We start from the raw sequence: 21,349 nt of genomic DNA, 5'->3' as shown, positions 1-21,349 counted from the left end.
GGGTGCGAGCGGTGGGTCAGCTCGCGTCGGACGTGTCGCTCAGGCGCGTGCGGGCGAGGATCTCGTCCACGACCTGCTCGGGCGTGGCGGAGACGTCCATCGTGAAGCCGGGCTCGTCGTCGGCCAGGGGCTCGAGCGTGGCGAGCTGGGACGGCAGGAGCGACGTGGGCATGAAGTGCCCGCTGCGGTGCTGCATGCGCTCGGCGAGGAGCTCGGGGGTGCCGTCGAGGTGGACGAAGCACACCTCGCCGCGGGCGGTGCGCAGCAGGTCGCGGTAGGAGCGCTTGAGCGCGGAGCACGTGACGACGCCGGACCGGCCGGCCTCCGCCTCGCTGCTCAGCCAGTCGCGGATCGCCTCGAGCCAGGGCCACCGGTCGTCGTCGGTGAGCGGCGTCCCGGCGCTCATCTTGTCGATGTTGGCCTGCGGGTGGAAGCGGTCGGCCTCTGCGTACTCGGTGCCGAGGCGCTGCGCGAGCAGCGTCGCGACGGTGGTCTTGCCCGAGCCGGCGACGCCCATGACGACGAGGTGCTGGGGCAAGGGGTGGTGCCCGGTGTCGTCGGGCCGGTCGGTGGAGCTGACGTCGGTGTCCATGTGTCGACTTCCGTGTCGGGTAGGGGCGTCCGGTCGGGTCGGGGCGCTGCGGCCCCGGCCGTCCCGGTGGCGACCGTCGTGGTCGTCCTCGGCCTCCACTGTGGGCTATTGGTAGCACCTTTGGCAAGTGATTGATAGCACCATTGGTCGCCACTAGGCTGCGAGGCATGGCGACGACGGTCCTGCACACCACCGTGCTCGACTCCCTCGGACGTCGCATCACCAGCGGCGACGTCCCTGCGGGCACGCCGCTGACCCTGGAGTCGATCGGCTCCGAGTTCGGGGTGTCGCGCACCGTCGCGCGCGAGGTCATGCGGCTCCTCGAAGGGCTCGGCCTCGTCCGGTCGAGGCGCCGCGTCGGGATCGTCGTGCTCGGCATCGAGGACTGGAACGTGCTCGACCCGCGCGTCATCCGCTGGCGGCTCGAGGGTCCCGGCCGCGACCCGCAGCTCCGCACGCTCACCGAGCTGCGGCACGCCGTCGAGCCGCTCGCCGCGGCCGGGGCCGCGCTCCACGCCACGCCCGAGGAGCGCGCCGAGCTCGTCGCCGCCGCCGGGCGCATGCGCCTGCTCGGGGAGGCGGGCGACCTCGAGGAGTTCCTCGCGCTCGACGTCCGGTTCCACGAGATCCTGCTCCGCGCGAGCGGCAACGAGATGTTCGGCGCGCTCGCGGGCGTGGTCGCGGCCGTCCTCAGTGGTCGGACGCACCTGGGCCTCATGCCCGCCTCGCCCGTCCCCGAGGCCCTCGACCAGCACGAGGCCGTCGCGCGCGCCGTCGCGGACGGCGACCCGGAGGCCGCCGAGGCCGCGATGGCCGCGATCGTCGGCGAGGTCCGCACCGCGCTCGGCGGTGTCCCGCCCGCTCCTGCCTGAGCGGGACCCCCGGTCCCGTCGGGGGCCGACGGGGGTCCCGCGGGCTCAGCGGGCGTGCACGCGGACCTCGGCCGCCTTGACGACGAACCAGACGCGCTCGCCCGGCACCACGCCGAGCTCGGCGACCGCGCGCGGCGTGAGGTCCGCGGCCAGGCGCGGTGCGTCCTGCCCGACGGCGGTCGTCGCCCCCGCGGTCGGGTCGCGCGGGTCGGCGCCCACCGCGCGTCCCCACACGCGCAGGAGCGGTCCGTGCGGCTCGACGCTCGTCACGACGACCCGGTACGCGTTGCGCGGGCTGCCCTCGGGGGTCGTGCGGTGCACGGCGACCGCGCGCGGCTCGAACACCGCGACCGCGCCGTCCCCGACCACGAGCGGCTCGTCCGCCGTCCCGCGCACGCGGACCTCGGTGCCGTCGACGGCGACGGTCGCCTCGCGCGCGAGGGTCTCCGCGCCTGGGGCGTCCGTCGCTCCCTCCACCAGGTCCGTCGTCCCGCCCGCTGTCTCCGGCGCACCACCGCCCGCCGTCCGCGCCGGCTCCGGGACGGCCACGTGCGCGACGCTCCCCGCGAGCAGGTTGACGCCCGCGAGACGGGCGGCGAACCGGGACCGCGGCCGCGTGAGCACCGCGTCGACCGGGCCGTCCTCGACGACGCGGCCGCCCTCCAGCACGACGACGCGGTCCGCGAGGAGCAGCACGTCGAGCAGGTCGTGCGTCACGAGCAGGGTCGTGCGCGGGTGCTCGCGCTGCGCGTGGTGCAGCACGGTCCGGACGTGCTGCGCGACGCCGACGTCGAGCGACGCGAGCGGCTCGTCGAGCAGGAGCACGCGCGGGTCGGTCACGAGCGCCCGGGCGATCGCGACGCGCTGCGCCTGCCCGCCCGACAGGTCGGTCGAGCGGCGCCGCGCGAGGTCCGCCGCGCCGACGCGGGCGAGCGCGTCGCGGGCCTCCCCGCGGGCACGGGCGCGGGGCACGCCCCGGGACCGGAGGCCGAACGCCACGTCGTCCTCGACCGACAGGTGCTCGAACAGCAGCGGGCGCTGGCTCAGCCACGCGAGGTGACGACGGCGCGGCGGGAGGCCCGAGACGTCGTCGTGCCTGACGGTGACGCGCGCACCGGGCGCCTCGCCGCGCGTGAGCAGGCCGGCGACGACCTGCACGAGCGTGGACTTGCCCGCCCCGTTCTCGCCGAGCACCGCCACGACCTCGCCCGGTGCGACGGTGAGGTCGACGTCGAGCCCCCGCCCCGGCACGACGGCGCGCACGGTCAGCGCGGCGGGGGGCGTCCCGGCCGCAGCCCCGACGGCTGCCGCGGCCCGGTCGGCCGGCGGGTCGGCCTGCCGGGGAGCGGAGACGACGGCGCGGGGGCGCGGGCCGCCGTCGGGCGACGATCCCCGGGCGCCTCGCCGCGGCCGGGTGCCGGTGCCCCCGAGCACGCCGGGCCCGTGGACGACGGCGGTGATGAGGACCGCCACCACGACGAGCACGAACGACAGCGCGACGGCGCTGTCCGGGTCCGCGCTGCGCTGGAGGTAGATCTCGAGCGGCAGCGTCTGGGTGACGCCCTGGAGCGCCCCCGCGAACGTCAGGGTCGCCCCGAACTCGCCGAGGGCGCGCGCGAACGCGAGCACGGCGCCCGACAGCAGGCCCGGCAGCACGCGAGGGAGCGTGACGCGGCGCAGGACGGTCGTCGGCCCCGCGCCGAGCGTCGCGGCGACGTCCTCGAGGCGCGTGTCCTGCGTGCGCAGGGCACCCTCCAGGCTGAGCACGAGGAACGGCAGCGCGACGAACGTCTGCGCCAGCACGACGGCCGTCGTCGTGAACGCGACCTCGACCCCCAGCACCTCGAGGTGCCGGCCGATCAGGCCCCGGCGCCCGAAGGTGTGCAGCAGCGCGATGCCGCCGACGACGGGCGGCAGCACGAGCGGCAGGAGCACGAGGGCGCGCGCGACGCGCTGCCCGGGGAACGTGGTGCGAGCGAGGACGAGCGCCATGGGCGTGCCGAGCACCACGCAGCACGCCGTCGCGGCGAGCGCGGTGCGCAGCGACAGGCCGAGCGCGTCGAGAGCCGCCGGCGAGGTCACGAGCGCCCAGAAGCCACCGGTCCCGTCCGGACCCGGCGCGAGCTCCACGCGCCCGACCATCGCCACCACGGGCACGACGACGAACAGCGCGCCGAGCAGCGCGGGGACGAGGAGCCAGCGGGGCAGGCCGCGCATCAGGACCCGTCGGGCGACGCGGGCGACGCGGGCGTCACGGCACGGAGGCGTCCGGCGCGCCGAACCCCGCGGCGGCGAGCGCGGCCTGCCCGGCGTCACCGGTCACGAGGTCCACCCACGCCTGCGCGAGCGCGACCTGCTCCGGTCCGGCCTCCTCGGCCGCCGCGACGAGCGCGATCGGGTAGACGTTGAGCGCGGCGTCGGTCTCGGGCACGTCCACGACGTCGACGTCGTCGCCCGCGAGCGTCGCGTCGGTGACGTAGACGAGGCCCGCGTCGACCTCGCCCGACGTCACCTTGCCGAGCACGTCGGTGACGCTGGCCTCCTCGCTCACGCGGTGGACGGTGACGCCCGCGGCCTCGGCGACGGTGTCGGTCGCGCTGCCGCACGGCACCTGCGGCGCGCACACGACGACCTTGACGTCGTCCCGCGCGAGGTCGGCGAACGTCTCGACGCCCGCGGGGTTACCGGGCGGCGTGACGATCGTCAGCGTGTTCGTCGCGAACGCGACGGGGTCGGCGGCGTCGCCCGCGTCCACGACGCGCGCCATGGAGCGCTCGTCCGCGGACGCGAAGACGTCGGCCGGCGCGCCGGCGAGGATCTGGTCGCCCAGGTCGGACGACCCGGCGAACGACAGCGCGACGGTCACGCCGTCGTGCTCGTCCTCGAAGTCCGCCGCGAGGTCGGTGAACACGTCGCGCAGCGACGCTGCGGCGAGCACGGTGAGGGTGCGGTCCTCGGCCGTCGTGCGCGCGGGGTCGGGGGTGGCGCCGTCGTCGGTCCCCGCCCCCGTGGCGCACGCGGAGAGGCCGGCGACCAGGGCCGCCGCCGCGAGCGCCGCGACAGGGCCCCGGGCGGGACGGCGGGTCGTCGTGCGGGCGGGCGCGCTCACGCGGCTCCTCCGGGGGTCTCGACGATGACGGTCGTCGCCTTGACCACCGCGACGGCCAAGCTGCCGGGCTCGAGCCGCAGCTCGCGCACGGCCTCCGTGCTCATGAGGGACACGACGCGCTGGCCGCCGCAGAGCATCTCGACCTGGGACATGACGGTGTCGCTCACGACGTCCGTCACGATCCCCACGAACCGGTTGCGGGCCGAGCGGGCGACACCCGACGGGTCGGGCGTCGGGTGCGACTGCGCGACGGCGAAGCGCGCGAGCTCCGCGCCGTCGACGACCTTGCGCCCGGCGTCGTCGGCGCTCGCGGCGAGGTCTCCGGCGTCGACCCAGCGGCGGACGGTGTCGTCGCTGACCCCGAGCAGGCTCGCGGCCTCGCGGATCCGAAAGTGCGGCATGAGAGCGACTCTAGACCCGCATCTGCGGAGTGTCCTCCGACGGAGGGTGTGCTGGGCTTCGCGGTCCGGCTGGGGAGGTGCAGTCTTCCCGCTTCCCGGTGGACGCCCCTGGCGTGGGGCTAGGCGACGTGCAGCTGGCACTCGGGGCACACGAGCACGGCCGAGGCAGCTTCGTCGCGAGTGATCGGGCAACGATGGGGGCACAGGATGCTCACTCGGTGCGGGACGCGGGAGCCGGGGATCGAGCCCCAGGCGATGATGTGCAGGACGCGGGCGCGTGCTTGGCCACCGCAGCCCGGACAGTCCACGGCGATCCACTTCTCGATGACGCTCATGGCGGCTCACGCTCTCGGCGTAGTCTCTGCGCCCCTGACGGTTGCGGTACGCCGTCGTGGCCCGGGAGGTCCTCCGGAAGCGGGCTGCTTCACGACCGGCGTTCCCCGCGACACGTGGTCGCGTCTCTCACGATGCGCCCTCCGTGGCCAGCTCGCCACACCGGGGGCCGGAGCAGACGGGCGAGTCGTCAGGTGCGCCAGGTGGGGTCGAAGTCCGGGTGCTGGGCGTAGGGCGTGGCGAGGGCTCGCAGGATGCGGTCACCGACGAAGGCGACGCCGCTCTGGGCGCGCTCGTCGGTGTCACGCTCGAGGTCGGCAGTCATGTCGTACCCGGTGGCCTCGTAGGCGAGGGTGATGATGCGTCGTTTCATCGCGCACTCGGTCAGGAGCCGTGAGCGTGACCACGGCGCTGGAGGTCCCGGCTCGTCATCGAGGGTCGCGCACGCTGCCTCGTCCTCGTCGATCCGAGCGAGGAGGAACTCCGTCAAGGCCATCTGCTCATCCTCTCACCGACGGCTGGGCAGGCTTTCGTGGACACAGCGAGCAACCCGTCCAGGTGTAGTGTCGAAGTGTGGTTGATCGCCGGATCGGCCCACGCGACGCCGATCGAGAAGGCTCTCGGACGCCGGGCGAGATGGACGCCCCGGACGAGGACACCTCGGGCGCGCGATGGGACGACGACGGGGGTTATGAACCCGACCTGGAGGACGCACCGATCTCCTTGAGTGGGGCGCCTGACGCCTCCCCGACTGCCGCGACGGCAGCGGATGCGAGCCGGCCCGCCGGTTCCGAGCATCGGACGTCACCATGAGCACCACCACCCCTACTGCTACGTCCTTCGGCCGGGTGCAGGACACCGCACTGCAGCTGCGGGGCGTCCTGGACACTGCGCTGCCGCGCGAGCTCGGCACCGACGCGGAGCCTCCCCTCTACACCGTGACCGCCGTCTTCTCCCGCCGCGTGTCGGGTCCGGAGCAAGCGTTGCTCGAGCTGCCCGCCGTCACGACGTTGCTCGCCGATCACGGCTATGCGGGGGTCAGGCTGCGGGTGGAGGACCGGCGACTGCTCATCGAGAACACGAACCTCGCCATGCTCTCCGGCGGGCTCGCCCACGAGATCGCGACGGTGATCCGGGACACCCAGGAGGCGATCGCGACGGAACGGACCAGGCGGGCGGACGAGCTCGAGGCCTGGCGTGCGGCCGAGGCGGTGCGTGCCGCGAGCGTGAAGGCCGAGGCCGACCGTGTCCGCTTCGAGTGAGGCGCCGCCGCCCCAGATCCTGACGGTCCGCGCGCTGCCCGCGGCGCGGGCGACTGCTCGGGACTACTCGGTGCTGGCGAAGATCGTGCGCGAGTCCGGGCTGCTGCGTCGGCGGTACGGCTACTACTGGACCCGGCTCGTCCTGACGGTCGCCGCGTTCGGTGCCGTCTGGGCCGGGATCGTCCTCATGGGCGACTCCTGGTGGCAGCTCCTGCTGGCCGTGGTGCTCGCCCTCGTTCTCGCCCAACTCGCGTTCCTGGGCCACGACAGCTCCCACCGGCAGATGTTCCGGTCGCGGGCCTGGAACGACTGGACCGCTCGCATCCTCGCGAACGCGCTCGTCGGGCTCAGCCACGCCTGGTGGACGACGAAGCACGACGCCCACCACGCCGCCCCGAACCAGGAGGGCCATGACCCGGACATCTCACCGGGCGTGATCGCGTTCACGCCCGCCGTCATCGCGAGCCGGCACGGCTGGCGAGGGTGGCTGGCACATCGGCAGGGCTGGTACTTCTTCCCCCTGCTCGCCCTGGAGGGTCTCAACCTGCACGTCGCGAGCGTACGCCGGGTGCTCGGCCGCCGGCCCGTGCCGCACCGGGGCGTAGAGGTCCCGGTCCTGCTCCTACGGCTCGTCCTCTACCTGGTGGTGCTCGGCTTCCTGCTCCCCCCGACCCTCGCGGCGGCGTTCCTCGCCGTGCAGCTCGCGGTCTTCGGCATCCTGCTCGGGGGCGCGTTCGCACCGAACCACAAGGGCATGCCGATCGTCCCGGCGACCGCGGACGTCGACTTCCTGCGCCGCCAGGTCCTCATGTCCCGCAACATCCGCGGCGGCCCGGTCGTCGACTTCTTCATGGGCGGTCTCAACCGCCAGGTGGAGCACCACCTGTTCCCGAGCATGCCGCGCCCGAACCTCAAGCGTGTCCAGCCCCTCGTGCGCGAGTACTGCTCCCAGCTCGGCGTGACCTACACCGAGGTCGGGTTCTTCACCTCCTACCGGATCGTCGTCCAGTACCTCAACGACGTCCCCGGACGCGCCCGCGAACCGTTCTCCTGCCCCCTGGCCGCCAGCCTCGGCCGCTAGGAACACCTGGCCCGCGCGTACAGCCGCTCCCAGGTTCGTTCCCAGGTTGGGAGCGTAGGGTCGGGCTATCCGCGGCGAACGTGCCCCATCTGAGGTGCGCGGGCCCGGAACCGCAAGGAGGCCACCATGGCCACCACCCCGCTCAGCTCCGCGACGAACGGACAGCCCACCGCCGCCGTGTCAGGCAGCCATCCCGACTCACGCGTGTCCCGCACGTCGGGCAACCCGACAAGAACTCCCCGAACCCGCACCGGAGCCACCTGGGTCGGCCTGTGCGTCGCCGCCCTCGTCCTGGTCGCACTCATCGTGTTCATGCTCCAGAACACCCAACTCGTGATCGTCTCCTTCCTCGGCTGGCAAGGTTCCGTCCCGCTCGCCCTGGCCCTGCTCATCGCAGGCATCGGCGTCGGGATCGTCGCCCTCGTCGTCGGCACCCTGCGCATCCACCAGCTCCGCCGACGCCTCGCACGCCAGGTCTAGCACCGCGGCGCACGATGACCGACGACCGAGAGACCTCGATCCACCGACCCGCCGACCTCGTGGGCGAGATCGACGCCTCCCAGCGCGAGATGGAAGACGTCATCTCGGTCGTCGACCAGGGGGCGCCCGTCGAGCTCGTCCTCTACGTCGCCGCACGCGCGCGCCTCGACACGGCCGTCGCCGCATGGAACCAGCGTGTGGGAGCCATCCAGCCACCACCTCGGTGACCGCGAGCCTGACGCACCGCCTGGTGCTCGAGCTCCAGGTGGAGCACGTCGGTCGCGAAGACGTCAACCGGGGGAGCGCGCCCGACCGTCGGTCCTCGCAGCGCTGGGCGGTGCAGCGTGGGTGAGACCGCCGTCGTTCCTCGCGGTATCGAGCAAGCGGGTCGTCGGGCGAAGCGCGATCACGGGACGTGCCGTCGTCAGGACTGACGGCTGGGCGACGCTGGTCGGGCGTGGCATGGTCGATCGGCTACGCGGAGGGTCGCGTGGTGCTCCACACGAAGAGGTCCGACGCTCCTGCGAGCTCGAGCACGTCTCGGGCGTAGTCGCTGCAGCCCAGGATGATCGGCCGCAGAGGTGCGCTGGCGGCAAGCAGGAGGAGGCTGACACCGGCGGAGTCCAGGAACGTGACGCGCGAGGCATCGATGTGCAGCGCCCCATGGGCCGGGCTCGGGCGAGGTTGCGCGGACTCGACGACGGCGTAGTCGATCTCGCCCCACAGCTCCCACGAGTCGGGGCTGGATCGCAGGCCTCCGTGCAACGGGACGGGAGGATACGTGGCCGGGTCGCTCTCGTGAGCCATGCGGGTGCCTTTTTCCGTTGAGGCCGGCCGACGCGGGAACACTGTCGGCTCCCAACCTCTCACACTCGCCGCTCCGGCGGTGGTCGGCACCAGGCTCGGCAGCCGTCGTCCGCGCCGCCGCCTCTCCCGCTCCGATGCCGCCCACGGCGCCCCGACCCGGACGCGCAGAACGGGTTCGTGGTGGCTGGCGAGCCGCCTGCGATCAGGCGCCACGCGTCGTCTCCTGCGCCGGGTGTGGCACGCTCGGCGCGTGAGCGAGACGACCACCCGGGACGGCGTCCGCGTCGTCGTGGAGGACCCGACGACCCTGGACGTGCTGGCGCTGCTGCAGGAGCACCTGGACGACATGCACGCGACGTCGCCGCCGGAGAGCGTGCACGCGCTCGACGTCGAGCGCCTGCGCGCGCCGGACATCACGTTCGTCACCGCGCGGTCGGCGGACGGCGCGCTCCTCGGGTGCGGCGCGCTGAAGCAGCACGACGCGACGTCGGGCGAGCTCAAGTCGATGCGCACGACGGCGGCCGCCCGGGGCCGGGGCGTCGCCGCCACGGTTCTCGCGCACCTGCTCGACGTCGCGCGCGACCGCGGCCTGGACCGTGTGAGCCTGGAGACGGGCACCGAGGACTACTTCGCGGCGGCGCGGCGGCTGTACGCGCGCCACGGGTTCGTGCCGTGCGCGCCGTTCGCCGACTACACCGACGACCCCCGCAGCGCGTACCTGACGCTCGCCCTCTGAGGCGCCTCGCGCGTCAGTGGTGGTGCTCGTGCCGACCGAGGGCTTCGACCGGGGTCGCACCGGGACGGGTCCACTGCGGGGCGGGACGCGTGGTCGGGCTCCAGCCGGCGACGCCGTCCGCGTCCGTGCGCCAGAACCAGCCGGCATCGTTCCCCTCGGGCCAGCCCTCGGGGGTCTCCTCCCACGCCTCGCGACGGCCGTAGGGCGTCCGGTCGAGCAGGGCGAACGCGGGGTTGGTCGGCTCGGTCCCGCGGCCCGTCGAGCGGTACGTGAGGAACACCCGGTCGCCGTCGCGCAGGAAGACGCTGAGGTAGCCCATCTCGCCGCCGACCGGCTCGTCCAGCCCGCGCACCGAGTACCAGGGCTGGGTGTAGCCCATGAACTCCACGAACGGCTCCACCTCGTCCCACGGGCCCACGGTGAGGATCGCGAACGAGACGCCGCGCGCGTTGAGGTAGACCGCGTCCCGCAGGTGCCAGGCGGTCCACGTGCAGCCCTCGCACTGGCCCTGGTGCGGGGCGCCGTCGTGCCACATGTGCTGGTAGACCACGAGCTCCTCGCGGCCCTCGAAGAGGTCGACGAACGGGATCGGCCCGTCCGGGCCGACGACCGCGACGGTGCCGTCGATCTCCACCATCGGCAGCTGACGGCGGGCGGCAGCGAGGGCGTCGCCCTCACGGGTGTGCGCCTTCTCCCGGACCAGGAGCTCGTCCCGCGCGACCTGCCAGGTGGCCAGGTCGACGACGGGCGGGCGCCCGGGCAGCGCGGTCGTCGGGGTGCTGTGCGTGGCGGTCATGGACGTCCTCCGTCGGGGTGGGGGCGTCGTGCGACGCCCGCGTCGAGAGGGAGGACCGGTGGGGCGGCCGGGACTCATCGCTCGTCGCCCGCAGGCGACGAGGACCCCGTGACCGGAGCGGTCACGGGGTCCTCGGGGTCGGGTCAGGGAAGGCGTGGGAGCGCCGAGGGGTCATGCGTCGAGCTTCAGGCGCGCCCCGAGGGCGACGGCGGCGACGACGGCCGCGCCGGTCACGAGGACGAGGTCCTTGAGCACGTACTGGCCCATGAGGGTCATGCCGTGGCCGAACAGCTCGTCCGCGAACAGCACGATCGGCGAGAGGATCCCGGCCATCGCGACGGCGAGCGCGAGCAGCCCCGCGCGGAGCAGCCGGCCGGTGAGGAGCGTCAGGCCGATGAACGTCTCCAGGACCGCGGTGAGGACCACGGCCGCGGTCCCGCCGACGAGGCCGAGCGTGAGCGTCTCGACGGTGCGTGCCGCGATCGCGGCCGCCGGGCTCGCGCCGGGGACGAGCTTGAGGACGCCGAACCCGAGGAACACGAGACCGAGGGCGACGCGCAGGGCGGGCACGGACCAGCGGGTGAGGACGCGCGCGGTCGCGGCGAGGGCGGCGTCCGCCCGGCCCGCGAGACGTGCGGGCACGAGGGCGGCGCGACGGCGGCGGGCGGGCGTGGCGTCCGCCGCCGACGGCACGGACGGGCGGGTGGCGCGGGGACGACCGGCGGTCGTCGGGGCGGTGGTGGACATGCGGGAACCTCTTCCAGGGACGGTCGCGGTCGGGGTTGACCGCCCCGGGAAGGAGGGCGTCGCAGGGCGTCCTGGGGACGGCGTCGGGCCGAATTCACCCGCCGGCGGGCGCCGACCCGGGTCACCCGGACCAGCCGGACGGGACCCCGGAGGTCAGCGCGAGCGCGGGCGCTCCGAGGGGTCCCAGCCCGGCCGCGGGGCGCGTGCGGCGACCGACGCGTCGCGCGAGCGGTACACGACGTACGGGCGGAACACGTAGGGCACGGGGGCGGAGAACGCGTGCACGAGCCGCGTGAACGGCCAGAGGATGAACAGCAGGTTCGCCGCGACGATGTGGAGCTGGAACGCCGCGGGCACGCCCGCCATGAGCTCCGGCTGCGGCTGGAGGTACCAGAGCGAGCGGAACCACGGCGAGATGGTCTGGCGGTAGTCGTACCCGAGGCCGTCGGCGAGGAGCTGCGTCTGCACCGTGGCCCACGACCCGAGCAGGATCGACGCCGCGAGGAACACGTACATCGTCTTGTCCATGCGCGTCGTCGCCCGGAAGACGGGGCCGGACGTGCGGCGGCGGTAGACGAGGATGAGCAGGCCCGCGACGAGCACGACGGCCGCGACCGACCCCATGTAGGTCGCGACGAAGTGGTAGGCGACCTCCTGGATCCCCACCGCCTCCGTCCACGACTCGGGGATGACGAGCCCCAGCAGGTGCCCGAGGATGACGAACAGCAGGCCGAAGTGGAAGAGCGGCGAGCCGAGGCGCAGCAGCCGCTTCTCGTAGAGCTCGCTCGACCGCGTCGTCCAGCCGAACTTGTCGTACCGGTACCGCCAGACCGAGCCCACGACGAACACCGCGAACGTCACGTACGGGAACACGACCCACAGCAGGACCTCTCCGGTGCTCACCCCGTTCATCGCACCGCACCTCCCGTCCGGTCCGGCGTGCCCGTGCCGTACGGCTCGAGCGCGAAGGGCTCCATGCCCACGAGCTCGGCGGGCGGCCCCGCCGTCACGAGCTCGACGTACCGCTGCTGCGTGCGCTCGTCGAGCGGCGGCAGCGTGAGGCACACGGCCTCGACGAGCCCTGTCCACGGGCTGCGCGCGCTCTCGAGCGCCGTGCGCAGCACCTCGATGCCGTCGCGGTGGGACGCGAGCAGACCGGCCGCGATCGTCGCGTCGTCCCCCGTGGTCCGGGCCGAGAACTCGAGCACCGTCGGGAGGTAGTCGGGGAGCTCGGAGCCCGTGACCTCCCACCCGGCCGCGCGGTACGCCTCGACGAACGCGACGAGCGCCGTCCCGCGCCGGCGCGTGTCGCCCGCCGCGTAGTACGACAGGTACATCGAGCACTTCCGCTTGAGGTCGAACGTCGCGACGTACCGCGCCTGGAGCTCGCGCAGGCCCGGCGCGCCCGGCGCCGTGAGCACGTCGCAGAAGGCCTCCAGGCGCTCGCGGACGGGGGCGGGCAGGCCCGGGGCGGACGCGCGGACGGCGTCGACCGCGGCGAGCACGTCCTCGTCCGGGTAGGCCAGCAGCAGCGACGCGGCCATGTGGGCGGTGCGGCGCTGGGCGGCCGTCGTCGCGACCGGTGCCAGGTGGTCGGGCCGCGGCCCCCGGGGCCGTGCCCCGGGCCGCAGCGCCGGGGTCGGGAGCAGGGAGCGCGCCCTCATCGGGTGCCTCCGTCGGGCTCGACGCCAGGACCGCTCCCGGGCGCGGGACCGCCCGCCGGCCCGCCGGGCGCCGGCCCACCGGGCGTCGGGGGACCGGGGATCGTGTCGTGCCGCGCGTCCTGGCGCCCGCCCGGCAACGAGCCCGGGCCGCCCGGCGTGACGCCGCCGGGCGCGCCCGAGACGTCGCCCGGCTCCGGCCCCTCGCCCGGCGGGAAGAGGCCGGGCGGTCGCCCGTTGCCGTCCCAGTTGAGGAGGTTGACGCGACCGGGGGTCGACGGCCCGTAGGGCGAGTCCGCCGTCTGCCGCGCCTGGAGCACGTGGAAGTTCTCGACCGCGACCGGTACCGGGCTGCCCGACGTCTCGCCGAACGGTCCGCCGCCCGTGAGGCCCATGCCGCCCATGCCGGGGCCGCCGTCGTAGTCGAGGGAACATGACATTTCGTCACGGCTGCCGAGCTCGTCGAGCTCGCGCGCGATCTCGGTGTGCGCGGTCGGGATGACGTACCGGTCCTCGTACTTCGCGACGGCGAGCAGGCGGTACATCTCCTGGACCTGGGCACCGGTCATGCCGACCGCGGCCGCGGTCTGCTCGTCGGCCTCGCGGCCGAGGTTGATGTCGCGCATGTACGACCGCATGGCGGCCAGGCGGCGCAGCACGCGTTCGACCGGGGCGGTGTCGCCCGCGGTGAACAGCCCCGCGAGGTACTCGAGCGGGATGCGCATCTTCGAGATCGCGGCGAACAGCGTACGCCCGTCCTCGCCGTCGTTCCCGGAGGCGGCGACGACGTCGACGACGGGGGACAGCGGCGGGATGTACCAGACCATCGGCAGGGTGCGGTACTCGGGGTGCAGGGGCAGCGCGACCTCGTAGCGCGAGACGAGGTCCCAGATCGGCGAGCGCTGGGCGGCCGTGATCCAGTCGTCGGGGATGCCCTCGGCACGCGCGGCGGCCACGACCTCGGGGTCGTTCGGGTCGAGGAAGACGGCGCGCTGCGAGGCGAGGAGATCGTGCTCGTCCTCCACGCTCGCGGCCTCGGTGACCTTGTCGGCGTCGTAGAGGACGAGGCCGAGGTAGCGCAGGCGCCCGACGCACGTCTCCGAGCACACGGTCGGCAGGCCGACCTCGATGCGTGGGTAGCAGAGCGTGCACTTCTCGGCCTTGCCGGTCTTGTGGTTGAAGTAGACCTTCTTGTACGGGCACCCGGTGACGCACATGCGCCAGCCCCGGCACTGGTCCTGGTCGACCAGCACGATGCCGTCCTCGGCCCGCTTGTACATGGCGCCCGACGGGCACGACGCGACGCACGCCGGGTTGAGGCAGTGCTCGCAGATGCGCGGCAGGTAGAACATGAACGTCTTGTCGAGCTCGGTGGCCACGTGCTCCGACATGTGCTGGAGCACGGGGTCGTCCTGCATGGTCGCGGTCGAGCCGCCGAGGTCGTCGTCCCAGTTCGCGGACCACGAGATGTTGATGTCACCGCCCGTGAGCAGCGACTTCGGCCGGGCGACGGGCGTGTGCTGCCCCTGCGGCGACGAGAGCAGCATGTCGTACTCGTAGGTCCACGGCTCGTAGTAGTCGTGGATCGAGGGGAGCTTCGGGTTGGAGAAGATCGTCGCGAGCTTCTTCAGGCGGCCGCCGGCGCGGAGCTTGAGCCGGCCCTTCTTCGTCCGCACCCAGCCGCCCTGCCAGCGCTCCTGGTCCTGGTAGGTGCGCGGGTACCCGAGCCCGGGACGCGTCTCGACGTTGTTGAACCACACGTACTCCACGCCCGTGCGGTTCGTCCACGCCTGCTTGCACGTCACCGAGCACGTGTGGCACCCGATGCACTTGTCGAGGTTCATGACCATCGACATCTGCGCCATCACCCGCACGACGCCACCCCCTCCCGGCCGGCCGGCCCGAGGCCGCCTGCTGCGTCCGTCCGCGTCACGAGTACCGCACCTCCTGGCTCCGGCGCCGGACGACCGTCATCTCGTCGCGCTGGTTCCCCGTGGGCCCGAGGTAGTTGAACGCGTACGACAGCTGGGCGTACCCGCCCGCGAGGTGCGTCGGCTTGAGCAGGATGCGCGTGAGCGAGTTGTGGATCCCGCCGCGCAGGCCCGACGTCTCGGCGAGCGGGACGTCGATCGTGCGGTCGGTCGCGTGGAACATGTAGACCGTGCCCTCGGGCATCCGGTGGCTGACGATCGCGCGCGCCACCACGACGCCGTTGCGGTTGTACGCCTCGACCCACTCGTTGTCCGCGACGCCGATCTTGGCCGCGTCGGCCGGGCTCATCCAGATGCCCGGCCCGCCGCGCGAGAGCGACAGCATGAAGAGGTTGTCCTGGTACTCCGAGTGGATCGCCCACTTGTTGTGCGGGGTCAGGTACCGCACCGCGACCTCCGCGTGCCCGGCGGACCCCGGGTAGCCCGACGGCGAGGTGTCGCCCACGACGGGCGAGTCGCCGAACAGCCGGTGCATGTCGAGCGGCGGCCGGAAGACCGGCAGGTGCTCGCCGAGCTCGATCATCCAGTCGTGGTCGAGGTAGAAGTGCTGCCGACCCGTGAGGGTGTGCCACGGCTTGAGCCGCTCCACGTTGACGACGAACGCCGAGTACCGGCGCCCGCCGTGCTCCGAGCCCGACCACTCGGGCGAGGTGATGACCGGCGTCGGGCGGGACTGGACGTCCGGGAACGTCACGCGCTTGCCCTGCTCGCCCCGGGCGAGGTCCGCCAGGGGCGTGCCCGTGCGTCGCTCGACGTGCTCGAAGCCCTGCACGGCGAGGCGACCGTTCGTCGTGCCCGAGAGGGCGAGGATCATCTCGCACGCGTGCGTGTCGCGGTCGAGGCGCGGACGTCCGGCGGCGGGGCCGTCGGGCACGAGGCCGTTGCGCCGGCCGAGGTCCGCGACCTCCGGCCCGGGCGAGAACTGCACGCCCTTGGTCGCCATGCCCGCCTTCTCGGTGAGGGGGCCGAGCGCGGCCATGCGCGCGGCGAACGCCGGGTAGTCGCGCTCGACGACCACGAGCTTCGGCATCGTCACGCCCGGCACGAGCTCGCGCTCGGCCACGGGCTGCCCCGAGTCGGTGAGCGCGCCGTGCGGGACGGCCATCTCGTCCGGGGTGTCGTGCGCGAGCGGGGCGGCGACGAGGTCCTCCCGCACCCCGAGGTGCGTCACCGCGAGCTCGGAGACCTTCGCCGCGACGGTGTGGAAGATGTCGAAGTCCGTGCGCGTCTGCCACGGCGGGTCGATCGCCGGGTTGAACGAGTGCACGAACGGGTGCATGTCCGTCGAGGACAGGTCGTGCTTCTCGTACCAGGTCGCGGCGGGGAGCACGACGTCCGAGAACAGCGTCGTCGACGTCATCCGGAAGTCGAGCGTGACGAGCAGGTCGAGCTTGCCGCGCGGCGCCTCCTCGCGCCACGTCATCGACCGCGGGCGCCGCTCGGGGCCGGACTCCGCGGCGTTGACCGCGGCGTCCGTCCCCAGGAGGTGCTGGAGGAAGTACTCGTTGCCCTTGCCCGACGACCCGAGGATGTTCGCGCGCCACACCGTGACGACGCGCGGGAAGTTCGCCGGGTCGTCGGGGTCCTCGCACGCGAACCGGAGGTTCCCGGCCTTGAGCTCGTCGACGACGTGCTGCGCCGGCTCCTTGCCCGCCGCGCGGGCCTCGTCCACGAGGTCGAGCGGGTTGCGGTCGAACGTCGGGTAGCTCGGCATCCAGCCGCGCTGCGCGGACTCGACGAGCGTGTCCGCCGTCGTGCGTCCGGAGAACTGGCCCTGCGCGAGCGGCGACGCGAGCGCGTCCGCGGGCAGGCCGTCGTAGCGCCACTGGTCCGTCGCGAGGTACCAGAACGCGGTGCCGATCATCTGGCGCGGCGGTCGTGACCAGTCGAGGCCGCCCGCGTACTGGGCCCACCCCGTGACGGGACGGCACTTCTCCTGCCCCACGTAGTGCGCCCACCCGCCCCCGTTCACGCCCTGGCAGCCGGTGAGGGTGGTCAGCGCGAGCATCGCGCGGTAGATCGTGTCCGAGTGGAACCAGTGGTTCGTCCCCGCGCCCATGATGATCATCGAGCGCCCGCCCGAGTCGAGCGCGTTCTGCGCGAACTCGCGCCCGATGCGTGCGGCGGCCGCGGCCGGGACGCCTGTGAACCGCTCCTGCCACGCCGGGGTGGCGGGCGTCGCGTCGTCGTCGTAGCCGGCGGGCCACTCGCCCGGCAGGCCGAGCTCCGGCCGGTTCACGCCGTACTGCGCGAGCAGCAGGTCGAGCACCGTCGTGACGAGCCGCCCGCCGACGCGACGCGCCGGCACGCCACGCACGACGACGCCCGCACCGCCCAGGTGCGCGCCCGCGTCGTCGCCCGGGGCCGGGTCGAGGTCGAACCGCGGCAGCCCGACGGCGACCGTCTCGTACGAGTGGTCGGCGGAGGGAGAGCCCGGGTCCGCCGGGGTAGAGCCCTGGTCGGCCGGGGTAGAGCCCTGGTCGGGCGACAGCGGGCGCTCGGGGACGGTGTCGCGGCTGGGAGGCGTCTGGGGGGAGCCCCAGAAGACGCCGTGCGGGTCGGCGACCGAGAGCAGCGGGTCGATGTCGCCGAGGTCGAGGTTCCACCGCCCGGCGTCGGCCTCGCCGTAGCGGTGGCCGAGGCTCCCGTGCGGGACGCGCGGGGTGCCGTCCGCGTCGAGCACGACGGTCTTGAAGCGCGCGTTCGCCGAGTCGGCGCCGTCGTCGCCGGGGCGCCCGACGCCGTCGGGCAGGTCCGCCGCGGTGAGGAACTTCCCGGGCACGTACGTCGTGCCCGATCCGTCGTCGTGCTCCTCGAGCACGACGAGGTGGGGGAGGTCCGTGAAGCGGGCCGCGTACTCCGCGAACTGCGGGGTGCGGCGCTGCGCGTAGTGCTCCGTGAGGATCACGTGGCCCATGGCCTGGGCGAGCGCGCCGTCCGTGCCCGGGTGCGGGGCGAGCCACTCGTCGGCGAACTTCGTGTTGTCCGCGTAGTCGGGCGACACGACGATCACCTTCTGGCCGCGGTAGCGCGCCTCGGTCATGAAGTGGGCGTCGGGCGTGCGGGTCACGGGGACGTTCGAGCCCCACATGATGCAGTACGTCGAGTTCCACCAGTCCGCGGACTCCGGGACGTCGGTCTGGTCGCCGAAGACCTGCGGGGACGCGACGGGCAGGTCGGCGTACCAGTCGTAGAACGACAGCATGGTGCCGCCGAGCATCTGGACGAACCGCGCGCCCACCCCGTGGGAGACCATCGACATGGCGGGGATCGGGGAGAACCCCGCGATGCGGTCGGGCCCGTACGCCGCGATCGTGTGCACGTGCGCCGCGGCGACGATCTCCGCCGCCTCGTCCCACGTGGCGCGCACGAGGCCGCCCTTGCCGCGCGCCGCCTTGTAGGCGCGGGCGGTGGCGGGGTCCGTCGTGACCTTGCGCCACGCGAGCACCGGGTCGCCCGTGGCGGCGCGGGCCGCGCGGTAGGCGTCGAGCAGCGCGCCGCGCACGTAGGGGTAGCGCACGCGCGTGGGGGAGTAGGTGTACCAGGAGAACGCGGCGCCGCGGGGGCAGCCGCGCGGCTCGTACTCGGGCGAGTCCGGCCCCACGGAGGGGTAGTCGGTCTGCTGGGTCTCCCACGTGATGATGCCGTCCTTGACGTACACCTTCCACGAGCACGACCCGGTGCAGTTCACGCCGTGGGTCGAGCGCACGACCTTGTCGTGGGACCAGCGGTCGCGGTAGAACACGTCGCCCTGGCGGCCGCCCGTGAGGAACACCTGCCGCAGGTCGTCGGACACCGTCCCGCGTTTGAGGTGCTTGCCGAGCCGCAGCAGCGCGTCCTCGACCGGGCCCTCCGACGTCGTCGTCATGCGGCGCTCCCGCCCCCCGGGGCGGCGGGGACCACCGGGCACCACCAGGGGTGGCGCGCCGGCGGCGACGACGGCACGGACAGGTACGACATACGAGCCTCCTGGGCGAGCAGGTGCGGCGGTCGGTCCACAGCCACTATGCCCAGGTCGCCTGGATCGTGCGCGGTGAGCGCACGCCGTGGTCCCGTCCCCGCCGGGCCGGGCCGGGCTCGCTACCGTGGCGCCATGACCGCACCCACCGGACGGCCCGCGGACGCGACCGTCGCCGTCGTCACCGTGTCCGACCGCTGCTCGCGCGGCGAGGCGGAGGACCGCTCGGGACCTCTCCTCGCGGGGCTGCTCGCGGCGTCGGGCTGGGCGGTCGTCACCGACCTCGTGCCCGACGGCGTCGCCCCCGTCCGCGACGCGGTCGCCCGGGCGGTGGCCGGGGGAGCGCGGGTCGTGCTCACGACCGGGGGGACCGGCGTCGGGCCGCGCGACCTCACGCCCGAGGGCACCCGCGAGGTGCTGGCGCAGGAGATCCCGGGCATCGCGGAGGAGCTGCGTCGGCGCGGCGCGGAGCACGTCCCCGCGGCGGTGCTGTCCCGCGGCGTCGCGGGGGTCGCGCCCGGTCCGCACGGGCGCGCGCTCGTGGTCAACCTCCCCGGCTCCACGGGCGGGGTGCGCGACGGCTGGGCCGTCCTGGAGCCGCTCCTGCCGCACGTCCTCGCGCAGCTCGACGGCGGCGACCACTGACGACCAGGCCGTCGGGGCGCGCCGACCAGGCGGTCGCGGCGGGTCCCGGGACCGTGACGAGCCAGGACCGCCTGCTCGGAACGGGGCGGGGTCAGTCGGGCGGGGTCAGCCGCCGGCGAACGGGGGGAGGACGTCCACCGTCTCGTCCGCGGCGACCGGGGTGTCGTCGCTCGCCGCGCGGACGCCTCCCACGAGGAGCGAGCAGCGCGGGAGCACGTCGGCGAGCGCCGCGTGCCGGGCGACGACGGCGGCGTGCAGCTCGCCGACCGTCGTCGCGTCGACGGTCTCGGTCTCGGTGCCGGCGGCGTCGCGCGCGCCGGCGAAGTAGCGGACGGTCGCCATCTCTCAGTCCTGCGCCCCGGCCGGGGCCGCCGTGCCGGGCAGCTCGGGCTCGGGCGTCCACGCGAGCGCGAGCTCGGTCGCCCGGTCGAGCACGTCCTGCACGCTGCGGCCCGACCCGTCGTGCACGGCGAGCCCGGCGACGTAGCCCGCGACGAACGTCGTGAGAGGCGCGGCGGGACGCTCGATGCCGTGCGCGGCGTCGCGCGCGAGGTCGAGGACCGCGCCGATGTCGACGACCTCCGGGTCGAGGTCGAGGTCCTGCGCGAGCGCGTCGACCCAGCGTTCGAGGTTCGTCATCGTGGCCTCCTGCCGTCGTCGGGGGTGCCGGCGGGCGGGGCGCCGGGCACCGCGGGCGCGCCTGCGGCCAGGCGGCGCTCCTGCTCGCGGGCATCCTCCCACGTGTCCACGTCGTCGGTGGCGCCCGTGTCGTCGGGGACGCCGATCGCGGGGAGACCGGCGAGGAGCCGCCGCACCGACGCGCCCTGCACGGTCGGCAGCGCGTCGAGCGCGGCGTCGAGCGCCGCGCGCTCGTACAGCCCGACGAGCCACTGCGCGCGTCCGTCGCGCACCGCGTGGACGGCGACCTCGCCGCTCCGGCGGCGGGCGGCGGCGAGCAGCGCGGGTACCGCCTCGGCGGCGCGGGGGACGTCGCACGCGAGCACGAGCACCCAGGGCGCGCGGCCGTCGTCGGGCAGGGCGGCGAGCCCGGCCGCGATCCCGGCGACGGGCCCTCCGAACGGCGGGTCCTCGCGCGTGCGGACGTAGCGCCCCGGGGCGGCGAGCTCGTCCGGCCCGACGACGACCGTCCGCGCCGCCCCCACGGTCGCCGCGAGCGCGTGCTCCAGCAGGGGCCGACCCCCGACGACGAGCCCCGGCTTGGGCGTCCCCAGCCGCTCCGCCCGCCCTCCCGCCAGCACGACGGCGTCGAACGGGAGGGACGGTTCGGCACCCCGTGCGCGGATCGGCAGCCCGAGGTGCCGACCCGGCCCGTCGGGTGCCGACCCGTGGTCGGGGCGGGAGGTCACGGCTCGCGGTGCCAGTCGCCGGACTTGCCCCCGGTCTTCGCGACCAGCCGCACGTCCGTGAGCTCGACGGACTTGTCGAGGCCCTTGACCATGTCGACGACCGCGAGGCCCGCGACCGCGACGGCGGTGAGCGCCTCCATCTCGACGCCCGTGCGGTCCGCCGTCCCGACGGTGGCGGTGACGTCGACGCCGTGGTCGCCCACGACGAGGTCGACGACCGCCCCGTGGACGCCGATGACGTGCGCGAGCGGCAGGAGCTCGGACGTCCGCTTGGCGCCCGCGATCCCGGCGATGCGCGCGACGGCGAGCACGTCGCCCTTGGGGACGGTCCCGTCGCGCAGCGCGGCGACGATCTCCGGCGAGCACCGCACGGTCCCGGTCGCCGTCGCGGAGCGGACGGTGGGCTGCTTGGCGGTGACGTCGACCATGCGCGCGTGCCCGCGCTCGTCGAGGTGCGTGAAGCTCATGCCGCCACTCTCGCACGCGGGGCAGCGCGCGGCGCCACGCCCGG

At 74.3% G+C, this 21,349-nt stretch carries 23 protein-coding genes; 7 read left to right on the top strand and 16 right to left on the bottom strand.

Going from position 1 to position 21,349, the window contains the following annotated elements; all coding sequences use genetic code 11:
- Positions 1 to 16: 16 nt before the first annotated feature.
- The gene (locus tag ACZ4MO_RS16500; RefSeq protein WP_222592403.1) at positions 17 to 592 is read right to left on the bottom strand and encodes a gluconokinase; all 576 of its coding nucleotides are present in this window, start codon (positions 590 to 592) and stop codon (positions 17 to 19) included.
- 167 nt (positions 593 to 759) lie between these two features.
- Between ACZ4MO_RS16500 and ACZ4MO_RS16495 the strand changes: the two genes are divergently transcribed.
- Complete coding sequence (locus ACZ4MO_RS16495; RefSeq protein ID WP_175009345.1) at positions 760 to 1,464, top strand: FCD domain-containing protein; 705 nt, start codon at positions 760 to 762, stop codon at positions 1,462 to 1,464.
- Positions 1,465 to 1,509: 45 nt separating this feature from the next.
- Here the strand turns inward: ACZ4MO_RS16495 and ACZ4MO_RS16490 are convergent, their stop codons facing one another.
- The 4 genes from ACZ4MO_RS16490 to ACZ4MO_RS16475 all read right to left on the bottom strand — a co-directional run bounded on the left by ACZ4MO_RS16490 (position 1,510) and on the right by ACZ4MO_RS16475 (position 5,803).
- Positions 1,510 to 3,681 carry an ABC transporter permease gene (locus tag ACZ4MO_RS16490; protein WP_175009344.1) on the bottom strand — a complete coding sequence of 724 codons (2,172 nt, stop codon included), beginning with the start codon at positions 3,679 to 3,681 and terminating at the stop codon, positions 1,510 to 1,512.
- 34 nt (positions 3,682 to 3,715) lie between these two features.
- Positions 3,716 to 4,573: a molybdate ABC transporter substrate-binding protein gene (gene modA, locus ACZ4MO_RS16485; RefSeq protein WP_255437293.1), complete on the bottom strand. Its 858-nt coding sequence runs from the start codon at positions 4,571 to 4,573 to the stop codon at positions 3,716 to 3,718.
- Positions 4,570 to 4,974: a TOBE domain-containing protein gene (locus ACZ4MO_RS16480; RefSeq protein ID WP_074803402.1), complete on the bottom strand. Its 405-nt coding sequence runs from the start codon at positions 4,972 to 4,974 to the stop codon at positions 4,570 to 4,572. Before ACZ4MO_RS16480 ends, modA begins: the two co-directional genes overlap by 4 nt.
- Positions 4,975 to 5,497: 523 nt before the next feature.
- Positions 5,498 to 5,803, bottom strand: coding sequence for a DUF6221 family protein (locus ACZ4MO_RS16475; protein ID WP_108046999.1), 306 nt, complete (start codon positions 5,801 to 5,803; stop codon positions 5,498 to 5,500).
- 313 nt (positions 5,804 to 6,116) lie between these two features.
- Between ACZ4MO_RS16475 and ACZ4MO_RS16470 the strand changes: the two genes are divergently transcribed.
- From ACZ4MO_RS16470 to ACZ4MO_RS16455, 4 genes are all read left to right on the top strand, one after another.
- Positions 6,117 to 6,569: a hypothetical protein gene (locus ACZ4MO_RS16470; RefSeq protein WP_085387227.1), complete on the top strand. Its 453-nt coding sequence runs from the start codon at positions 6,117 to 6,119 to the stop codon at positions 6,567 to 6,569.
- Positions 6,553 to 7,650 carry a fatty acid desaturase family protein gene (locus ACZ4MO_RS16465; RefSeq protein ID WP_222592402.1) on the top strand — a complete coding sequence of 366 codons (1,098 nt, stop codon included), beginning with the start codon at positions 6,553 to 6,555 and terminating at the stop codon, positions 7,648 to 7,650. The genes ACZ4MO_RS16470 and ACZ4MO_RS16465 overlap by 17 nt, the downstream gene beginning before the upstream one ends.
- A gap of 126 nt (positions 7,651 to 7,776) precedes the next feature.
- Complete coding sequence (locus ACZ4MO_RS16460; protein ID WP_171468444.1) at positions 7,777 to 8,130, top strand: LapA family protein; 354 nt, start codon at positions 7,777 to 7,779, stop codon at positions 8,128 to 8,130.
- A 14-nt stretch (positions 8,131 to 8,144) separates the two neighbouring features.
- Entirely contained in the window at positions 8,145 to 8,357 is a 213-nt protein-coding gene (locus ACZ4MO_RS16455; RefSeq protein ID WP_114553883.1) for a hypothetical protein, read from the top strand.
- 247 nt (positions 8,358 to 8,604) lie between these two features.
- Here the strand turns inward: ACZ4MO_RS16455 and ACZ4MO_RS16450 are convergent, their stop codons facing one another.
- On the bottom strand, positions 8,605 to 8,937 hold the full coding sequence (locus ACZ4MO_RS16450) for an STAS domain-containing protein (protein ID WP_043652484.1): 333 nt from the start codon (positions 8,935 to 8,937) through the stop codon (positions 8,605 to 8,607).
- Positions 8,938 to 9,187: 250 nt separating this feature from the next.
- Between ACZ4MO_RS16450 and ACZ4MO_RS16445 the strand changes: the two genes are divergently transcribed.
- Positions 9,188 to 9,673 carry a GNAT family N-acetyltransferase gene (locus ACZ4MO_RS16445; protein WP_255437291.1) on the top strand — a complete coding sequence of 162 codons (486 nt, stop codon included), beginning with the start codon at positions 9,188 to 9,190 and terminating at the stop codon, positions 9,671 to 9,673.
- A 13-nt stretch (positions 9,674 to 9,686) separates the two neighbouring features.
- Here ACZ4MO_RS16445 and ACZ4MO_RS16440 read toward each other — a convergent pair whose 3' ends face one another.
- The 6 genes from ACZ4MO_RS16440 to ACZ4MO_RS16415 form a co-directional block, all read right to left on the bottom strand.
- Entirely contained in the window at positions 9,687 to 10,469 is a 783-nt protein-coding gene (locus tag ACZ4MO_RS16440; RefSeq protein ID WP_114553881.1) for a DUF899 family protein, read from the bottom strand.
- A 171-nt stretch (positions 10,470 to 10,640) separates the two neighbouring features.
- Positions 10,641 to 11,216, bottom strand: a complete 576-nt coding sequence (locus ACZ4MO_RS16435) for a DoxX family protein (RefSeq protein WP_222592401.1) — start codon at positions 11,214 to 11,216, stop codon at positions 10,641 to 10,643.
- 153 nt (positions 11,217 to 11,369) lie between these two features.
- Positions 11,370 to 12,128 carry a respiratory nitrate reductase subunit gamma gene (gene narI, locus ACZ4MO_RS16430; RefSeq protein ID WP_114553968.1) on the bottom strand — a complete coding sequence of 253 codons (759 nt, stop codon included), beginning with the start codon at positions 12,126 to 12,128 and terminating at the stop codon, positions 11,370 to 11,372.
- Complete coding sequence (narJ, locus tag ACZ4MO_RS16425) at positions 12,125 to 12,880, bottom strand: nitrate reductase molybdenum cofactor assembly chaperone (protein WP_175009343.1); 756 nt, start codon at positions 12,878 to 12,880, stop codon at positions 12,125 to 12,127. The genes narI and narJ overlap by 4 nt, the downstream gene beginning before the upstream one ends.
- Positions 12,877 to 14,742: a nitrate reductase subunit beta gene (narH, locus tag ACZ4MO_RS16420; protein ID WP_499279245.1), complete on the bottom strand. Its 1,866-nt coding sequence runs from the start codon at positions 14,740 to 14,742 to the stop codon at positions 12,877 to 12,879. Before narH ends, narJ begins: the two co-directional genes overlap by 4 nt.
- A 64-nt stretch (positions 14,743 to 14,806) precedes the next feature.
- Entirely contained in the window at positions 14,807 to 18,736 is a 3,930-nt protein-coding gene (locus tag ACZ4MO_RS16415) for a nitrate reductase subunit alpha (protein WP_255437289.1), read from the bottom strand.
- Positions 18,737 to 18,961: 225 nt separating this feature from the next.
- Between ACZ4MO_RS16415 and ACZ4MO_RS16410 the strand changes: the two genes are divergently transcribed.
- A complete protein-coding gene (locus ACZ4MO_RS16410; RefSeq protein ID WP_186810455.1) occupies positions 18,962 to 19,471 on the top strand; it encodes a molybdenum cofactor synthesis domain-containing protein in 510 nt (169 codons plus the stop codon).
- A gap of 105 nt (positions 19,472 to 19,576) precedes the next feature.
- Here ACZ4MO_RS16410 and ACZ4MO_RS16405 read toward each other — a convergent pair whose 3' ends face one another.
- Genes ACZ4MO_RS16405 through moaC form a run of 4 tightly spaced genes read right to left on the bottom strand, consistent with a single transcriptional unit; the run spans position 19,577 to position 21,305 of the window.
- Positions 19,577 to 19,813: a MoaD/ThiS family protein gene (locus ACZ4MO_RS16405; RefSeq protein WP_114553347.1), complete on the bottom strand. Its 237-nt coding sequence runs from the start codon at positions 19,811 to 19,813 to the stop codon at positions 19,577 to 19,579.
- A gap of 3 nt (positions 19,814 to 19,816) precedes the next feature.
- Positions 19,817 to 20,110 carry a DUF6457 domain-containing protein gene (locus ACZ4MO_RS16400; RefSeq protein ID WP_061267805.1) on the bottom strand — a complete coding sequence of 98 codons (294 nt, stop codon included), beginning with the start codon at positions 20,108 to 20,110 and terminating at the stop codon, positions 19,817 to 19,819.
- Positions 20,107 to 20,838: a molybdenum cofactor guanylyltransferase gene (gene mobA / locus ACZ4MO_RS16395; protein ID WP_255437288.1), complete on the bottom strand. Its 732-nt coding sequence runs from the start codon at positions 20,836 to 20,838 to the stop codon at positions 20,107 to 20,109. Before mobA ends, ACZ4MO_RS16400 begins: the two co-directional genes overlap by 4 nt.
- Complete coding sequence (moaC, locus tag ACZ4MO_RS16390; protein ID WP_175009341.1) at positions 20,835 to 21,305, bottom strand: cyclic pyranopterin monophosphate synthase MoaC; 471 nt, start codon at positions 21,303 to 21,305, stop codon at positions 20,835 to 20,837. Before moaC ends, mobA begins: the two co-directional genes overlap by 4 nt.
- Positions 21,306 to 21,349: the final 44 nt, after the last annotated feature.

The organism is Sphaerisporangium cinnabarinum, assembly GCF_055567015.1.
The sequence above is the reverse complement of the archived record's forward strand: the minus strand, read 5'-3'. Positions and strand labels throughout refer to the sequence as shown.